A 14,857-nucleotide genomic window follows, 5' to 3' on the forward strand; every position below is an offset into this window, starting at 1 on the left:
TGCTGTATGAGACGTTTCGCTCCGGCATCATGCCCTACTCCACCATGCGCCTGCTGCTGCGCTACATGCACGAGCAGAACGAGGAAGAACTGGTAGACCTCGCTCTAATTCACGGTTACTCCGAACTCGAGCAGGTCCTTGCCGGCAGCGATCCCGCCGAGGAACGGGAGCCGGAGGAACCAGTGGTCACCGCGAAGTTTCGCACGGACGGCATGCTCGATTTCCGCGCACTGCTTCCGGCTGTCCAGGGCCAGGCGCTGCTCTGCGCGCTGAAACTCGCGCAGTTGGCGAACTACTGCGCAGAACTCCCCGATGTGGACGAGCTTGCAGACCCAGAGGAGCTAGAGAGGCTCATTGACGCAGTAGAAAACGAACCGGAGGCGTGCCCTGCAGACGAGACGGTGGAAACAGAACGCCCACGGACAAAGTTGGACATGGACAGCATCTTGCGGCCCCCGTCCCGCTACGGCAATCCGGAAAGGAAGGACCTCTACCCCGCTTTTGTTGCCATGATGGAGATGGTGCGTACGAACCCAGTCAGCGCCCTGCGCGCACCGGGCGCCCACGTCAATATTGTGCTCACGGAGGACGGCGGGGCATGGATGCCGCAGAACACCTCGGCTCGCTCAGCGGAGGTTCGAAGCTACATCGCAAACGCGAATGTTCGGCTGCACCTGCTAGACAAGAAAGGACTGACTATCCACGTCGGCCGGTCCCGCCGCTTCGCCACGGACGCCCAGGTGCTCGCCTTGCTCACGGCCTGGGGCCACCAGTGCGCGATGCCCGGTTGCAACCACAAGCGTTTCATCGAGATCCACCACATCCGGGAATGGGAAGAAGGTGGCGAGACGAACATGGACAACCTGATCCCACTGTGCTCGAGCTGCCACGCAAAGATTAGCCACGGACTCGCCTATATTCAGCCGCACGGCCCTGACCTGTACTTCCGACTTCAGGACGGAACGCAGTATGTGTCTAGGAACCGCTCCCTGCCGACGAGGACGCGCGACCACACTGGTCCGCTGCGCGACACAGTTACGCCGGGTGACTCGTTCGCGGAATAGTTAGTCGCGCACGAGCTCCGCGGTGGCTGGGCCTGCGACGTCGAGTTCGATGACGCGGAGGCCGGCGGAACGGGCTTCGTCGAGAAGCGAAGGCTCCACCTCGGTCGTGGTGAGCACCAGCGCGGTCGGGCCGGCGCCGGAGAGGTAGGCGGCGTGGCCGCGGTTGCGCAGGCGGTTGACCCACTCAGCCGTCACCGGCAGGACGTCGGCGCGGTACGGCTGGTGGAGGCGGTCGCGGGTGCCCTCGAAGAGCAGCTGCGGGTGATGCTGCAGCGCGGCCGTCATCACTGCGGTGCGCGAGACGTTGAAGCGTGCGTCGGTGTGGGTGACGTGGCTGGGCAGCACCTTGCGCACGGCGTTGGTGGAGGCGTGGAAATCAGGAACGAGGGCGACGGCCTTGATTGACTCGTCCACCGGGATGCGCACGGCGCGGTAAGACGGCTTGGACTGGCCGTCGACGGGGATGTCCGTCCAGGACACTACTGCCCCGCCGAGGGCGGACGCGCCGGCGTTGTCGGGGTGGCCCTCGAACTCGGAGGACAGCTGCACGACCGCATCCTCGTCCAGCGGGAAGCCTGCCAGCGCGTTGGCGGCGACCACCCCCGCGACGGCGGCCGAGGCGGAGGAGCCGAGGCCGCGGGACTGCGGGATGGTGTTGTGGCACACCACGCGCAATCCGGGCGCGGAGACGTCGGCGGCGGACAAGCCGGACTGGATGGCCCGGACGACGAGGTTGGAGCTGTCGCGGGGTAGGTCGTCGGCGCCCTCGCCAAAGATTTCCACCTCGAGGCCGGATTCGGTGACCTCCACCTCAACGGTGTCGTAGATGCTCAGCGCGATGCCGAGGGTGTCGAAGCCGGGGCCCAGGTTCGCCGACGAGCCGGGGACGGTGACCTTGACTTTCAGGCCGGGCTGCAGATCGATAGCCATAGACGGAAACCTTAGGAGTCGAGGCGGATGACGGAGTTGACGGCGAGCACGTCGTCGTGGCCGGAAAGCTGTTCCACGATCGCCTTGAGGTCCTCCTCGAGCGCGGCGTGGGTGACAACGATCAGGTGGGCCTCGTCGCCGGACTCCTCCTGGCGCACCGCGGACAGGGAAATGCCTGCCTTGGCGAAGCGGGCGGTGAGGTCGGCGAGCACGCCGACGCGGTCGTTGACCGTCATGTTGATGGTGTAGCGAGTGGTCACCTGCTCAAACGCGACGACCGGGTAGTCCGCGTAGGGGTTCTCGGCCGGGGCGCGGCCGCCGTGGACCTTGTTGCGGGCGGCGCCGACGAGGTCGCCGAGCACTGCGGATGCGGTGGGGGCGCCGCCGGCGCCGTTGCCGTAGAACATGAGTCGACCTGCTGCTTCTGCCTCTACGAAGATGGCGTTGTAGGACTTGTCCACGGAGGCGAGCGGGTGCTCGTTGGGCACCAGCGTCGGGTGGACTCGGGCGTTGACGCCGGTGGTGTTGCCGGCGTCGTCGACAAGCCGCTCGCAGATGGCCAGCAGCTTGATGGTGTGGCCGGACTTCTTCGCGGCCTCGATGTCGTCGGCGGTGATTTTGGTGATGCCTTCGCAGTACACGTCATCGAAGGTCACGCGGGTGTGGAAGCCCATGGAGGCGAGGATCGCGGCCTTGGATGCGGCGTCGTGGCCCTCCACGTCCGCGGTCGGGTCGGCCTCCGCATAGCCGAGGCGGGTGGCCTCGGCGAGCGCTTCCTCGTAGCTCGCGCCGTTGGAGGCCATGGCGTCGAGGATGAAGTTGGTGGTGCCGTTGACGATGCCGGAGATGCTCTGCACTTGGTCGCCCGCCAGCGAGCGACGCAGCATGCCCACCACCGGGATGGCGGCGGCGACGGCCGCCTCGTAGTAGAGGTCGACGCCGGCGGCATTGGCGGCGTCGGCAAGCTCAGCGCTGTGGGCGGCCACCAGCGCCTTGTTCGCGGTGACCACGGACTTGCCCGCCTTGAGCGCCTCCAGCACGAGCTCGCGCGGGTAGTCGATGCCGCCGATCAGCTCGACCACGATGTCCACGTCGTCGCGGGTGACCAGCTCGCGCGCATCCCCGGTCAAGTACAGGCCCTGGACCTCAGAGGCATCTTTGTGCTTCTCGACGTCCGATACCGCGACACCCTTCACCTCGATCGGGCTGCCAATTCGGTGCTCCAAGCTGGAAGAGAACTCCGACAGCAGGCGCAGCACCTCGGTACCGACGGTGCCCTTGCCCAGCACAGCGATACCCACGGGGGTGCCGATACCCTTGCCCGGGTAGTTGCCGTTGTATCCCTCGGCGGTGGCGGAAGTCATGTTGCGTGTAGCTCCTTCGTCGTACGTGGCGGGGATCAGCGGTGAACCGCTTTGTCTACTATCGCGCAAATGGCACCGACGGTCAATTAATATTCGCGGGCAATGAGATCCTCGACCGTCTCCCTACGCACCATCGGCGTGACTTCACCGCCGCGCACGGAAACCACCGCCGGGCGGCCGAACGCGTTGTAGTTCGAGGCCATCGAGTAGCAGTAGGCGCCGGTAGCGGCGAGGGCGATGAGGTCGCCTGGGGCGATGTCGTCGGGCCAGGAGGCCTCCTCCACCAGGATGTCGCCGGACTCGCAGTGGGATCCCACCAGGCGCGTGTCCGTGAGGGCGCCATCGGTGAAGCGGTTGACCACGCGGGCGTCGTAAAGCGCGCCGTACAGCGAGGGGCGGATGTTGTCGCTCATGCCGCCGTCGACGGCGATGTAGCGGCGCGAGGTGGTGTACGAGGTGTCCACGTCCTTGATCACGCCGGCGGTGTACACGGTAACCGCGGACGGGCCGGCGATCGCGCGGCCGGGCTCGACCACCACGGTGGGCGCGGCGATGCCCAGCTCGTCGGCGACCTCCTGGACGGCGGCGAGCAGGTCGCGCGCCACAGCGTTGACATCCAGGGGCGACTCCCCCGGCATGTAGGCGATGCCGTAGCCGCCGCCGAGGTCAAGGTAGCCCAGCGCCACGCCTTGTGTCTTCCAGATCTCGGCGTACAGGCCCAGCACACGCTCGGCGGCGAGCTTGAAGCCCTCGGCGTCGAAGACCTGGGAGCCGACATGGCAGTGTAGGCCGGTCAGCTCCAGCCACTCGGATGCGATGGCTGCGGTGGCGGCGGAAAGCGCGTCGCCAGTCGCGAGCGAGATGCCGAACTTCTGGTCCTCGTGGCTGGTGGCGATGAATTCGTGCGTGTGCGCGTCCACGCCGGGTTTCACGCGCACGAAGACATCCTGTTTCACGCCAGCTTGCTTCGCGACGGCCTCGAGCTGAGCCAGCTCCTGGTGCGAGTCAATGACCACGTGGCCGACCTTGGACTCCACGCACAGGCGCAGAAACTCGTCCGACTTGTTGTTGCCGTGCACGGTGATGCGCTCCGGTGGAAAGTCCGCGGCCAAAGCGATGCGAAGCTCGTTCTCACTGGCCACGTCGAGGGCGAGGCCCTCCTCATCCACCCAGCGCGCCACGCGGCGGGTCAGAAACGCCTTGGAGGCGTAGTGCACATTGCCCGGCGCCAGAAACGCGGCGGCCATGTCGCGGCAGCGGGAGCGGAAGTCGTCCTCGTCGATGACCACGACCGGGGTGCCGTACTCCGCGGCGATCTCGGAAAGGGGCACACCGGCGATGGTGACCACGCCATCTTCTTCGCGCTTGGCGCAGCGGGGCCAGACGTGTGCGGGCAGGTCGTTGAAGTCGCCGCTGTCTTTCTCGTAGGGCGTGGAGACAAAAACGGTCATTTACATCCGCTCCGGTGCGCTCACGCCGATCATGCCGAGGGCGTTTGCGACGACCTGGCGCGACGCCATCGCCAGCGCCAGGCGCGCGGTGTGGATCGGCTCCGCGTCCTCGCCGGCCTTGGGCAGGATCTGGCAGGAGTCGTAGAACTTGTGGAACGCGCTGGCCAGCTCCTCGGTGTAACGGGCGATGCGGTGCGGCTCGCGCAGCTCGGCGGCGGCGCGCACGACGGCCGGGTACTCGCCAAGGGTGCGGATGAGGTCGCCCTCCTTGTCGTGGGTGAGCAGCGCCAGGTCCGGGTCAGCGAAGGACACACCAGCTTCCTCCGCCTTGCGGCCGATGGAGCACAGGCGGGCATGGGCGTACTGCACGTAGTAGACGGGGTTGTCGGAGGACTGCTTCGTCCACAGGTCCAGGTCGATGTCCAGGGTGGAGTCCACCGAGGAGCGCACCAGCGAGTAGCGCGCGCCGTCGACGCCGATGGCGTCCACGAGGTCCTCGAGCGTGATCACGGTGCCGGCGCGCTTGGACATCTTCACGGCCTGGCCGTCACGCACTAGGTTCACCATCTGGCCAATGAGCACCTCGACAGCGTCCGCGTTGTAGCCCAGCGCCTGCGCCGCGGCCTTGAGGCGGGCAATGTAGCCGTGGTGGTCCGCACCCAGCATGTAGATGGCCAGGGTGTGGCCGCGGTCGAACTTGTCGGCCACGTACGCGATGTCGCCGGCGATGTAGGCGGCGTCGCCGTCGGACTTGAGCACGACGCGGTCCTTGTCGTCGCCGAAGTCGCTGGAGCGCAGCCACCACGCGCCGTCGTTTTCGTACAGGTTGCCGTTGTCCTTCAGCGTCTGCACGGCCTTGTCCACAGCGCCCGACTCGAACAGCGAGTTCTCGTGGAAGTACACGTCGAAGTCCACGCCGAACTCGTGTAGGGACTGCTTGATCTGCGCGAACATCATCTCCACGCCAGCCGCGCGGAAGGTCTCCTGCACCTCGGCGTCGGTGCCGTCGAGAGCATCAGGATGCTTTTCGACGACCGCCTGGGCAATCTCGCGGATGTAATCGCCGCCGTAACCGTCTTCCGGGGTGGGCTCGCCCTTCGCCGCGGCGACCAGTGACCGGGAGAAGCGGTCGATCTGCCCGCCGTGGTCGTTGAAGTAGTACTCGCGGGTCACCTCAGCACCGGCGGCTTTGAGCACGCGGCCGAGCGAGTCGCCCACCGCCGCCCAGCGGGTGCCGCCCAGGTGGATCGGGCCGGTGGGGTTGGCGGAGACGAACTCGAGGTTGATCTTCTCGTCCGCGTACAGGTCGCAGTGACCGAACTTCTCGGCCTCCTCCAGTACCTTCGCCACGAGCTGGCCCTGCGCGCCGGCGGCCAGACGAAGGTTGATAAAGCCGGGGCCGGCGATCTCGGCGGAGTCGATTGCGGGGTTGGCCGACAGGTCGTCGACAAGCCAAGTAGCAAGCTCGCGCGGGTTGGTGCCAGCCTTCTTGGCCACCTGGAGCGCGATGTTGGTGGCGTAGTCGCCGTGCTCGGGGTTGCGGGGGCGCTCCACGGTCACGGTCTCAGGGACGACGGAGGCGTCGAGGTCGTGGGCGGCGAGCACGCGGGTCGCGGCCTCTTTCACGGTGGTTGCGAGTTCAGCTGGCGTCATGGGGCACAAGTTTAAAACACCCGCCGACACCGCACGAAGCATGCCCACAGGCACCGCGGTGCAATAGGTCACACCAAAGTAATACCCCTCTATTGGTCACTTCCGGGGTTATGGTGGCATATTGTTTCCCAGTCATTGCCCGTACTGACTCGAAAGAGCCTCCCCCATGGATCAATTCCAAGTGTTCACCGACGCAATCGGTGGCAGCGTGGGCCTTTCGGCACTGGTTTCCACCCTGCCGTTGCTCACCTTCTTCATCATGCTGCTCGGCCTGAAGGCCCGCGCACACACCTCCGGCGCCGTCGCGCTCGTTGTTGCGCTGCTGGTAGCCATCCTCGGCTTCAATATGCCCACCGGCATGGCCATCTCCTCGGCCTTCCGCGGCGGCCTGTTCGGCCTGTTCCCCATCGTCTTCGTGATCCTGACGGCCATCTGGTTCTACCAGATCACCGTCGCCTCCGGCCGCTTCGAAGACCTGCGCCTGGTCTTCGACAAGATGGGCAACGGCGACGTGCGCATCCAGGCGATGCTCATCGCGTTCTGCTTCGGCGGCCTGCTTGAGGCGCTCGCCGGTTTCGGCGCGCCGGTAGCCATTACCGCCACCATGATCCTCGCGCTGGGCATCCCGCCGCTGAAGGCCGCCACCGTGGTGCTGCTCGCCAACACCGCCCCGGTCGCGTTCGGCGCCGTGGGCATTCCGATCACCACCGCCGGCGAGGTCGGCGGCCGCACGGTCGAGCAGACCGAGAACATCGCGGCGATCATCGGTAACCAGACCCCGATCCTGGCGTTCTTCGTCCCCTTCATCATCGCGCTGATCATCGACGGCAAGCGCGGCGTGCGCGAAACCGCACCGGCCGCGTTCACCATCGGCCTGACCTTCGCCGTGGCCAAGTGGTGGACCTCCCACTACTTCGCCTACCAGCTCACCGACGTCGTCGCCTGCATCGTCGCGCTCGGCGCGGCGTTCCTGCTGCTGCGCTTCTGGCAGCCGAAGGGCATCAACGAGATGCGCCAGCGCCTCGAACTCCCGGAGCGCACCGAGGAAGCAGAACTGCCAGGACACCGTGTGTGGATGGCGTTGATGCCGTACGCAGTTGTTGTGGTTATCTTCGGTCTGGCCAACCTGGGCAGCACCATCCCGGACTGGCTGAACAAGTTCAAGATCTCCTTCCCGTGGCCGGGCCTGGACGGCAAGCTTCTCGACGCCGCAGGTGAGACCGTCAACAGCGACTACAACTTCGCCTGGATCAACAACCCGGGCACGCTGCTGGTCATTTCCGCCCTGATCGTGTCCGTGGCGTACATGGTGTTCAACGAGAACGGCCGCTACAGCCTGACCTGGGGCCAGGTGGGCAAAGAATTCACCGATACTGTGTGGAAGATGCGCTGGTCCGCGCTGACCATCGTGCTCGTGCTGGCGCTGGCGTACGTGATGAACTACTCCGGCCAGACCGTGACCATCGGCGAGTTCTTCGCCAACCTCGGCCCGGCGTTCGCCTTCTTCTCCCCGGTCCTCGGCTGGGTTGGCGTGGCTGTGACCGGCTCCGACACTTCCGCCAACGCCCTGTTTGCCAACCTGCAGGTCACCGCCGCGAACAACCTGGGGCTCAACCCGGACCTCATGCTGGCAGCCAACACCACCGGTGGTGTTGTGGGCAAGATGATTTCCCCGCAGTCCCTCGCCATCGCCGCCACCGCGGTGAACATGGAGGGCAAGGAATCCGAGATCTTCAAGAATGTCGTCGGCTGGAGCTTCGGCTTCTTGGTTGCAGTGTGCGTGATAGTCTTCCTTCAGTCGAACGTTCTGAGCGTGCTTGCGCCGGTCGTTCCGTAACTGACAACCGAATATCGGAGCCCTCGAGGTCATCACAGCCTGCGGGGGCTTTCATTTTTCCCTGTGATCTCACAATTTTAGGAGTCCGAACATGCGAGTAGCGCTGTTTTCTACTTGTATCGGCGACGCCCTCTTCCCCGACGCGCACAAGGCTACGGCCATTGTGCTTTCCCGCTTGGGCTACGACGTTGTCTTTCCCGAACAGCAGACCTGCTGCGGCCAGATGCACGTGAACACCGGCTATAAAGAGCAGGCCCTTCCGATCATCGAAACCTACGTCGACGCCTTCTCGGATCCGTCGATCGACTACGTGGTCGCCCCCTCCGGCTCCTGCGCCGGCGCCGTGCGTGAGCAGCACGTCGAGCTTGCAGAGCGCTTTGGCTCCAAGGCGCTTGTCGACGGCGCGAAGACCGCGTCGAAGAAGACCTACGACCTCTCCGAATTCATCGTTGACGTCGCAGGCACCTACGACGTGGGCGCTTTCTTCCCGCACCGCGTGACCTACCACTCCTCCTGCCACTCCCTGCGCTTCCTCAAGGTCGGCGACCGCCCGACCGAGCTGCTGCGCCACGTCGAGGGCCTGGAGCTGGTGGACCTGCAGAACTCCGAGGAGTGCTGCGGCTTCGGCGGTACCTTCTCCGTGAAGATGCCGGAGGTCTCCTCCGCCATGGTCTCGGACAAAGTGCGCCACATCAAGGACACCCAGGCCGAGTACGTCACCGCCGGCGACTCCTCCTGCCTGATGAACATCGCGGGCGCAATGTCCCGCCAGCACCAGGGCATCCGCGCTGTGCACATGGCGGAGATCCTCGCCTCCACCAAGGAGCACCCGCTGACCCCGACGTCCGCGGCATACAAGAAGGAGAAGATGCTGTGAAGGTCGCACTCGGTCAACCCACCATGCCGCCGTACGCGAACGGCCCGTCCCACCTGCGCGGCAAGGAGAAGTTCCAAAAAGCTGCGCACCACGAGCTCAACGACGTAACCAAGCGCCGCAACTACCAGTACGCCACCACCACCATCCGCGTGAAGCGCCAGGCTGTCGTGGACGAGGTGGACGACTGGCAGGATCTGCGCGAGGCAGGTTCCACCATCAAGCGCGACGTCGCTTCCCGCATGCCCGAGCTGCTCGAGCAGTTCGAGGAGAACGTGACCAAACGCGGCGGCCACGTCCACTGGGCGCGCGACTCCAAAGAAGCCAACGAGATCATCCAGGACCTGGTCAAGGCCACCGGCGAGGACAAGATTGTCAAGATCAAGTCCATGGCCACCCAGGAAATCGCCCTGAACGAAGAGCTGGACAAGGCCGGCATCTTCGCGCAGGAGACCGACCTGGCAGAGCTCATCGTGCAGCTCGGCGAGGACTTCCCCTCCCACATCCTTGTCCCGGCGATCCACCGCAACCGTGCGGAGATCCGCGACATCTTCGCCGCGAAGATGCCGAACACGGACGAGACCCTGACCCAGGACCCGGCGGAGCTGGCCGAGGCCGCCCGCAAGTTCCTGCGCCAGCAGTTCATGGAGGCCAAGGTGGCCATCTCCGGCGCCAACTTCGGTTGCGCGGACACCGGCACCGTCTCCATCGTGGAGTCCGAGGGCAACGGCCGTATGTGCCTGACCCTGCCGGAGACCCTGATCACCGTCATGGGCATTGAGAAGCTGCTGCCAAACTTCGAGGACCTCGGCGTGTTCCTGCAGCTGCTGCCGCGCTCCTCTACCGGTGAGCGCATGAACCCGTACACCTCCCTGTGGTCCGGCGTGACCGAGGGCGACGGCCCGCAGAACTTCCACATCATCCTCCTGGACAACGGCCGCACCGCCGCCCTGTCCAGCGAGATCGGCCGCGAGGCCCTGAAGTGCATCCGCTGCTCCGCCTGCCTGAACGTCTGCCCAGTGTACGAGCGTGCTGGCGGCCACTCCTACGGCTCCACTTACCCGGGCCCGATCGGTGCGATCATCACCCCGCAGCTGACCGGCATCGACTCCTCGGACGACCCGAACGGCTCCCTGCCGTACGCGTCCTCCCTGTGCGGCCGCTGCAACGAGGTCTGCCCGGTGAAGATCCCGATCACGGACATCCTGCTGGAGCTGCGCTACCAGAAGGCGAAGAACGAGCCGAACCACCTGGAGAAGGCCGCGTTCACGACCATCTCTCAGGTCTGGGGCCGCAGCAGCGTGTGGGACAAGCTTGTGCGCATGGTGGCCCTGGGCCGCGTGCTCGGCGGCTTCAACGGCAAGATCGACCTCATGCCGCCGCCGATCTCCGGCTGGACCGAGTACCGCGATGTCGCCGTGCCGCCGAAGAAGTCCTTCCGCCAGTGGTGGGGCTCCGAGGAGGCAGAGCGTCTGCTGGCCGAGGCCCGCGAGCAGGGCATCCCGGAGGGCCAGAAGGTCACCGGCAAGCGTTTCGAGGAAGAGGACAAGTAAATGACTACTCGAGTAACCGGTAATTCTGCCCCGCGCGACGCCCGCAACGAGGACGCCAAGCGCGAGATCCTCAAGCGCATCCGCGACGCGCAGCAGCTGTCCAACACCCCGGAGCACGTCGAGGTGGTGCGCAACTACAACACCTCCTCGGACATCTCCGGAGACGAGCTGCGCGAGATCCTCATCGACCGCCTCGTGGACTACAAGGCGGACGTTGTGGAGACCACCGAGGCGACCCTCGCCGAGGACATCGTCAAGGTGCTCGCGGACCGCAAGTGCAACGAGGTCGTCTACGCACCTGGCCTGGACGCCTCGCTTTTCGACGGCTTCGCTGGCACCGCGCGCCCGGATTCCAACGACACTGATCCGCGTGAGCTTTCCGACGTCGATGCCGTGATCACCGATTCCCAGGTCACCTCCGCGCAGACCGGCTCCATCGTGCTGGAGTCCGGCGACGTGTGCGGCCGCCGCGCACTGTCCCTTGTGCCGGACCGCCACATCTGCATCGTGCGCCCGGAAACGGTCGTCTTCGGCGTGCCGGAGATGATTTCCCGCATCAACCCGGAGCGCCCGGCGACCATGATCTCTGGTCCGTCCGCGACCTCCGACATCGAGCTCGTGCGCGTCGAGGGCGTGCACGGCCCGCGCGACCTCATCGTGATGGTTGTGAAGTAGCCGGCGCTTAGCCTGGCATAACGAAACGGCCGGTCCCTTTCGGGGCCGGCCGTTTCGCTGTCATTGTTTCCCGTGTCACGCCGTTCCCGCGGCGCGCACCAATGATTATGCGATATAGGTGTTGCAAATCCATGGGGTGAAGCTGGGAGTCGCCCTAGGGTTCGTTCCAATTTCGTTGGCTGTGGATCCGAGTGCTAATCTAGACGACATTGTCTCCGTAGCTCAGTGGATTAGAGCATCGGTTTCCGGTACCGAAGGTCGCAGGTTCGAATCCTGTCGGGGACACCACTTGACCAGGGAGTTTCACGAAACTACTCCAATTTTTTCACGAAACCCCGCGCCGGCCAAAGGAAATTGGCCGCCAACATAAAAATGACCCGCTCCGTTCGTTCGGAGGGGTCATTTTTCTTGGTCGCAGCTGTAGTAGATGAACAGTAGAGGCGCTTGCACTCAAAGGCTGTGGCTTCGTTCAACTGGTGGCGCGGTTTTTGCAGCGCTCCATGGCGGTCTTGTTGCTGCGATCACGCAGGACTGGCTGCGGGTAGTTGTTGGGGTCTGAACCGAGAGGGGTGCGCCCGGTCGGGGCCGTTTGAAACACTGACGCTACGTCAGAGCCCGAAGGCTCCGCCGCTGACGAGGATCACGATGCCGAGGCCGATGAGAACGATGGGAAAGAGGATGTCCTCCCAGCGTTCGAGCACTTCCGCGATCGGGGGGCGGGTGGCGACGAACTTTGCCAGGGCCACCAGGACCGCAACGAGCGCGAGGAAGATAACGCAGTAGGCGACCACTGCGAGAGGTTCCACACTAAGGAATACAGGGGTGTAGACACCGATGTTGTCGCCGCCATTGGCAAAAGTGACGCCTGCGACTGTCCCTACGCCGACCTTCTTGCCGGATACCTTGGCCTCGTCGTCATCGTCGTCATCGTCTCCGCGCCAGGCCTCCCATGCGGCCCAGAGGCCGAGGCCCAGCGGGATGAGACCAAAGTATGGGATGGCTGCCGGGGGCAGAAATGCTCCGGCGCCGATGGTCACAAGGATCGCGGCGACGAGGATGCCGGCAAATCCGAGGTACTGGCCGGCCAGAATACGGGCGGTGGTGCCGCTCTGGCCTGCCCCTCGCGCGAAGAAGAGGGAGAGCACGATGATGTCGTCGATGTTGGTAGCTGCGAACAGGCCTATCGCCTGCAAGACCGTGGTGAGCATTACGCGCCCACCCCAGCTACGTTGCATCCGGGAAGCGAGCAGGCGGGATCGATGCACGGGGCGTCTTCATCTACTGCCAAGGTGGCATCGACCAGTGTCGTCAGTGCCTGCGCCAGGTGCGGATCGGCGATCTCGTATCGTGTCCGACGACCCTCGGGCTCGGAGACGACGATCCCACAATCGCGCAAGCATGCCAGGTGGTTGGACACGTTCGGGCGTGTCAGGTCCAGATCTCGGGATAGTTCCGCCGGGTAGGCGGGATGGTCGAGCAGGGTCAAGATGATCCGGGATCGAGTGGGGTCGGCCAGTGCACGACCCAGGCGGTTCATCACGTCGAGACGCGAAGCAATAGTCAGCATGCACTGAACTATACAGCGAGCACTGAACTAGTCAAGTTCCGGGTAGCGGTGCAGCTGTGTGTGCTGCTCAAGAGACAGTGGAAGGAGCAGAGATGGCAGAGATTCCGGCAAAGTTGCGAAAACAGCGTCGCCAGCTCGAGATTCAAGTTGCGCACGAGCCTGGCATAGTTCGGGAGATCGGTTTTCAGGCCCCAAGCAATGATCCGAACGGGACAAAACTCGATGGCCTCATCATCTTGAACCGGGAAGGCTCGAACAAACTTATCTACCTCATCCGCAGCCTCGACTCGATTCCCGTTTGCAGCGGGGACACATCGGGGTTCGACGACGGTTCGCGCCGCCAAGGAGAGCCTTGCCGGATGGATTGCCGAGAGGGACAACGAGGGAGACAACACTGGCGAGGGTGCAGACTTGGTTGAACCACGCTCGTTTCAGATGATTGGCCCATGTGCGATTTGTGCCGCGCCCAAGGCAACCGAATTGGCTCGAAGTTCGGTGGAGCGTGGAGCTTGCCGAGAGGCAGGAAGAGGCGGAAGCGGAATTTCCTGACTTCCCGTTCTAAGGAGCGCTCCTGCTCACGTCATATAATTGACGTCTGTCGTGTAACCGGAGTCGGAACCCGGTGTAACCGGGGTGTAGCCACGAACCCGCTACAACTGGTCGGGAAGTTTACTGAAAGCTCCAAGCAGCGGTTTTACACCTAAGCTAACTCGTCCCATTCGGTGTCGACGAGCACGTGGCCGCCGCTGTCCATGGCGACAGGCGGCAGCACTTCCACCGGCGGCAGGCCGTACGACATGAGCATGCGGGCGAAGGAGCGGTGGCTGGGGCTGCGCTCGTCGATAAGCTCTTCCGCTTCCATAATCACCTGCTCTGTGACGACGGTGAGGCCGCGCCAGAAGTCGTCGCGGCTGCCGCTGTAGGTGAACGCTATGTAGCGGGTGGAGGCGTCCTCGACGGTGCCGAAGGTGTAGTCGCAGCCCGGCTCGAGGGCGTCGGCGGCGTGCAGCTTGGCTACCTGGAGCAGGGTGAGCAGAGGGTTGTCGCGTGGGTCGATGAGCACGAGGAACTCGGCGGGAGCGTCGCTGCCGCGCCAATGGTCGACTTCGGCGCGAAGCATGCCGGCGGTCATGTTGGGGTTCGAGTTAGCGATCATCGGCGGTCACCTTCCACTGCGGCGGGATGCGGAAATTGCCATCGCCCAGATGGTGGTCCTTCCAGTTCGCAATTGCGCGTGTCCAGCGGCCCGGATCGGTTTCTTTCCAGCTGTGGTCGCGTTCGATGGAAAGGTGCGCGTCCAGGAGGCGGGTGGTCGCGTCGGTGACGTCGTCGGCCAGGGTGTGGGCGAAGTCGCCGTCGAACAGCTGGTCAGCCCAGCGAACGAACGGTAAGAACAGCGGGTCAGCGAAGTCTTCGCACGGCGGGTCGATGACAGTCCCGTCCGGGAGGTACACGTAGTCGATGACGTGCTGGTTTTGCGCCATTTCCGTCTCCGCAATGTCCATCAGGCGGATCAGGCGCGACGTGTTCAGTATCAGCGCTCCGTCGAACTCTTCGCCGTCCACGCGTGTGATCCAACCGGCATTGACCAATCGCTCGATACATCCTTTGAGCGGAAAGTTGGGTTCGCGCCACCAGGGACGCTCATAGGCCTCCTCCGGGATGTAGTGGATCATCCCGATACACCCGCGGCGGAAGTTCCCGTGGCGATCAATGATCTCGCCGGTGTAGTCATCGGCGTATTTGCTCACATGTGCGAGGGCCGTTTGTTTAGACCACGTATTTAGTAACGGTGTGGTGGGTTTCGGGTAACGCTCGGGTGGGTATCGAGTAACAGCCGGGCCAGTGCGCCTTGAACGTATGCCATGGGTTCTCCTAGCTGTCCGCTC

General features: G+C 64.5%; 13 protein-coding genes and 1 tRNA gene. 6 read left to right on the forward strand and 8 right to left on the reverse strand.

Features of this window, described 5'->3' with window-relative positions; translation table 11 throughout:
• Window positions 1-29 precede the first annotated feature (29 nt).
• Window positions 30-1,064 carry an HNH endonuclease signature motif containing protein gene (locus tag O5O53_RS10385; protein ID WP_269511879.1) on the forward strand — a complete coding sequence of 345 codons (1,035 nt, stop codon included), beginning with the start codon at window positions 30-32 and terminating at the stop codon, window positions 1,062-1,064.
• On the opposite strand, the gene thrB is transcribed toward O5O53_RS10385, so the two are convergent.
• The 4 genes from thrB to argS form a co-directional block, all read right to left on the reverse strand.
• On the reverse strand, window positions 1,065-1,994 hold the full coding sequence (gene thrB, locus O5O53_RS10390) for a homoserine kinase (RefSeq protein WP_269511880.1): 930 nt from the start codon (window positions 1,992-1,994) through the stop codon (window positions 1,065-1,067). It abuts the gene before it with no gap.
• A gap of 11 nt (window positions 1,995-2,005) precedes the next feature.
• Window positions 2,006-3,358 (reverse strand): homoserine dehydrogenase, encoded by a 1,353-nt coding sequence (locus tag O5O53_RS10395; RefSeq protein WP_269511881.1) that lies wholly within the window; start codon window positions 3,356-3,358, stop codon window positions 2,006-2,008.
• A gap of 86 nt (window positions 3,359-3,444) precedes the next feature.
• Window positions 3,445-4,809 (reverse strand): diaminopimelate decarboxylase, encoded by a 1,365-nt coding sequence (gene lysA, locus O5O53_RS10400; protein WP_269511882.1) that lies wholly within the window; start codon window positions 4,807-4,809, stop codon window positions 3,445-3,447.
• Window positions 4,810-6,462 (reverse strand): arginine--tRNA ligase, encoded by a 1,653-nt coding sequence (gene argS / locus O5O53_RS10405; RefSeq protein WP_269511883.1) that lies wholly within the window; start codon window positions 6,460-6,462, stop codon window positions 4,810-4,812.
• A 166-nt stretch (window positions 6,463-6,628) separates the two neighbouring features.
• Between argS and O5O53_RS10410 the strand changes: the two genes are divergently transcribed.
• From O5O53_RS10410 to O5O53_RS10430, 5 genes are all read left to right on the forward strand, one after another.
• On the forward strand, window positions 6,629-8,299 hold the full coding sequence (locus tag O5O53_RS10410) for an L-lactate permease (protein WP_181888231.1): 1,671 nt from the start codon (window positions 6,629-6,631) through the stop codon (window positions 8,297-8,299).
• Between the two features lie 91 nt (window positions 8,300-8,390).
• Window positions 8,391-9,176, forward strand: coding sequence for a (Fe-S)-binding protein (locus O5O53_RS10415; RefSeq protein ID WP_181888230.1), 786 nt, complete (start codon window positions 8,391-8,393; stop codon window positions 9,174-9,176).
• Window positions 9,173-10,726 carry a LutB/LldF family L-lactate oxidation iron-sulfur protein gene (locus O5O53_RS10420; protein WP_269511884.1) on the forward strand — a complete coding sequence of 518 codons (1,554 nt, stop codon included), beginning with the start codon at window positions 9,173-9,175 and terminating at the stop codon, window positions 10,724-10,726. The genes O5O53_RS10415 and O5O53_RS10420 overlap by 4 nt, the downstream gene beginning before the upstream one ends.
• Window positions 10,727-11,401, forward strand: coding sequence for a LutC/YkgG family protein (locus O5O53_RS10425; protein ID WP_269511886.1), 675 nt, complete (start codon window positions 10,727-10,729; stop codon window positions 11,399-11,401).
• Window positions 11,402-11,612: 211 nt separating this feature from the next.
• Window positions 11,613-11,689: transfer RNA gene (locus tag O5O53_RS10430), tRNA-Arg, on the forward strand.
• Window positions 11,690-12,009: 320 nt separating this feature from the next.
• Here the strand turns inward: O5O53_RS10430 and O5O53_RS10435 are convergent.
• From O5O53_RS10435 to O5O53_RS10450, 4 genes are all read right to left on the reverse strand, one after another.
• Window positions 12,010-12,609, reverse strand: coding sequence for a cadmium resistance transporter (locus O5O53_RS10435; protein WP_269511887.1), 600 nt, complete (start codon window positions 12,607-12,609; stop codon window positions 12,010-12,012).
• Entirely contained in the window at window positions 12,609-12,968 is a 360-nt protein-coding gene (gene cmtR, locus O5O53_RS10440) for a Cd(II)/Pb(II)-sensing metalloregulatory transcriptional regulator CmtR (protein WP_269511888.1), read from the reverse strand. Before cmtR ends, O5O53_RS10435 begins: the two co-directional genes overlap by 1 nt.
• A gap of 700 nt (window positions 12,969-13,668) precedes the next feature.
• On the reverse strand, window positions 13,669-14,124 hold the full coding sequence (locus tag O5O53_RS10445; protein ID WP_181888218.1) for a hypothetical protein: 456 nt from the start codon (window positions 14,122-14,124) through the stop codon (window positions 13,669-13,671).
• On the reverse strand, window positions 14,114-14,719 hold the full coding sequence (locus tag O5O53_RS10450) for a hypothetical protein (protein WP_269511889.1): 606 nt from the start codon (window positions 14,717-14,719) through the stop codon (window positions 14,114-14,116). The genes O5O53_RS10445 and O5O53_RS10450 overlap by 11 nt, the downstream gene beginning before the upstream one ends.
• Between the last annotated feature and the right edge of the window lie 138 nt (window positions 14,720-14,857).

It is taken from the genome of Corynebacterium faecium (assembly GCF_027257105.1).
In the GTDB taxonomy this organism is placed as follows: domain Bacteria; phylum Actinomycetota; class Actinomycetes; order Mycobacteriales; family Mycobacteriaceae; genus Corynebacterium; species Corynebacterium lehmanniae.

Coding starts and splice junctions, on each gene's coding strand:
- O5O53_RS10385 (WP_269511879.1), top strand. CDS start 30: ATGCCCTACTCCACCATGCGCCTGCTGCTGCGCTACATGCACGAGCAG.
- thrB (WP_269511880.1), bottom strand. CDS start 1,994: ATGGCTATCGATCTGCAGCCCGGCCTGAAAGTCAAGGTCACCGTCCCC.
- O5O53_RS10395 (WP_269511881.1), bottom strand. CDS start 3,358: ATGACTTCCGCCACCGCCGAGGGATACAACGGCAACTACCCGGGCAAG.
- lysA (WP_269511882.1), bottom strand. CDS start 4,809: ATGACCGTTTTTGTCTCCACGCCCTACGAGAAAGACAGCGGCGACTTC.
- argS (WP_269511883.1), bottom strand. CDS start 6,462: ATGACGCCAGCTGAACTCGCAACCACCGTGAAAGAGGCCGCGACCCGC.
- O5O53_RS10410 (WP_181888231.1), top strand. CDS start 6,629: ATGGATCAATTCCAAGTGTTCACCGACGCAATCGGTGGCAGCGTGGGC.
- O5O53_RS10415 (WP_181888230.1), top strand. CDS start 8,391: ATGCGAGTAGCGCTGTTTTCTACTTGTATCGGCGACGCCCTCTTCCCC.
- O5O53_RS10425 (WP_269511886.1), top strand. CDS start 10,727: ATGACTACTCGAGTAACCGGTAATTCTGCCCCGCGCGACGCCCGCAAC.
- O5O53_RS10435 (WP_269511887.1), bottom strand. CDS start 12,609: ATGCTCACCACGGTCTTGCAGGCGATAGGCCTGTTCGCAGCTACCAAC.
- cmtR (WP_269511888.1), bottom strand. CDS start 12,968: ATGCTGACTATTGCTTCGCGTCTCGACGTGATGAACCGCCTGGGTCGT.
- O5O53_RS10445 (WP_181888218.1), bottom strand. CDS start 14,124: ATGATCGCTAACTCGAACCCCAACATGACCGCCGGCATGCTTCGCGCC.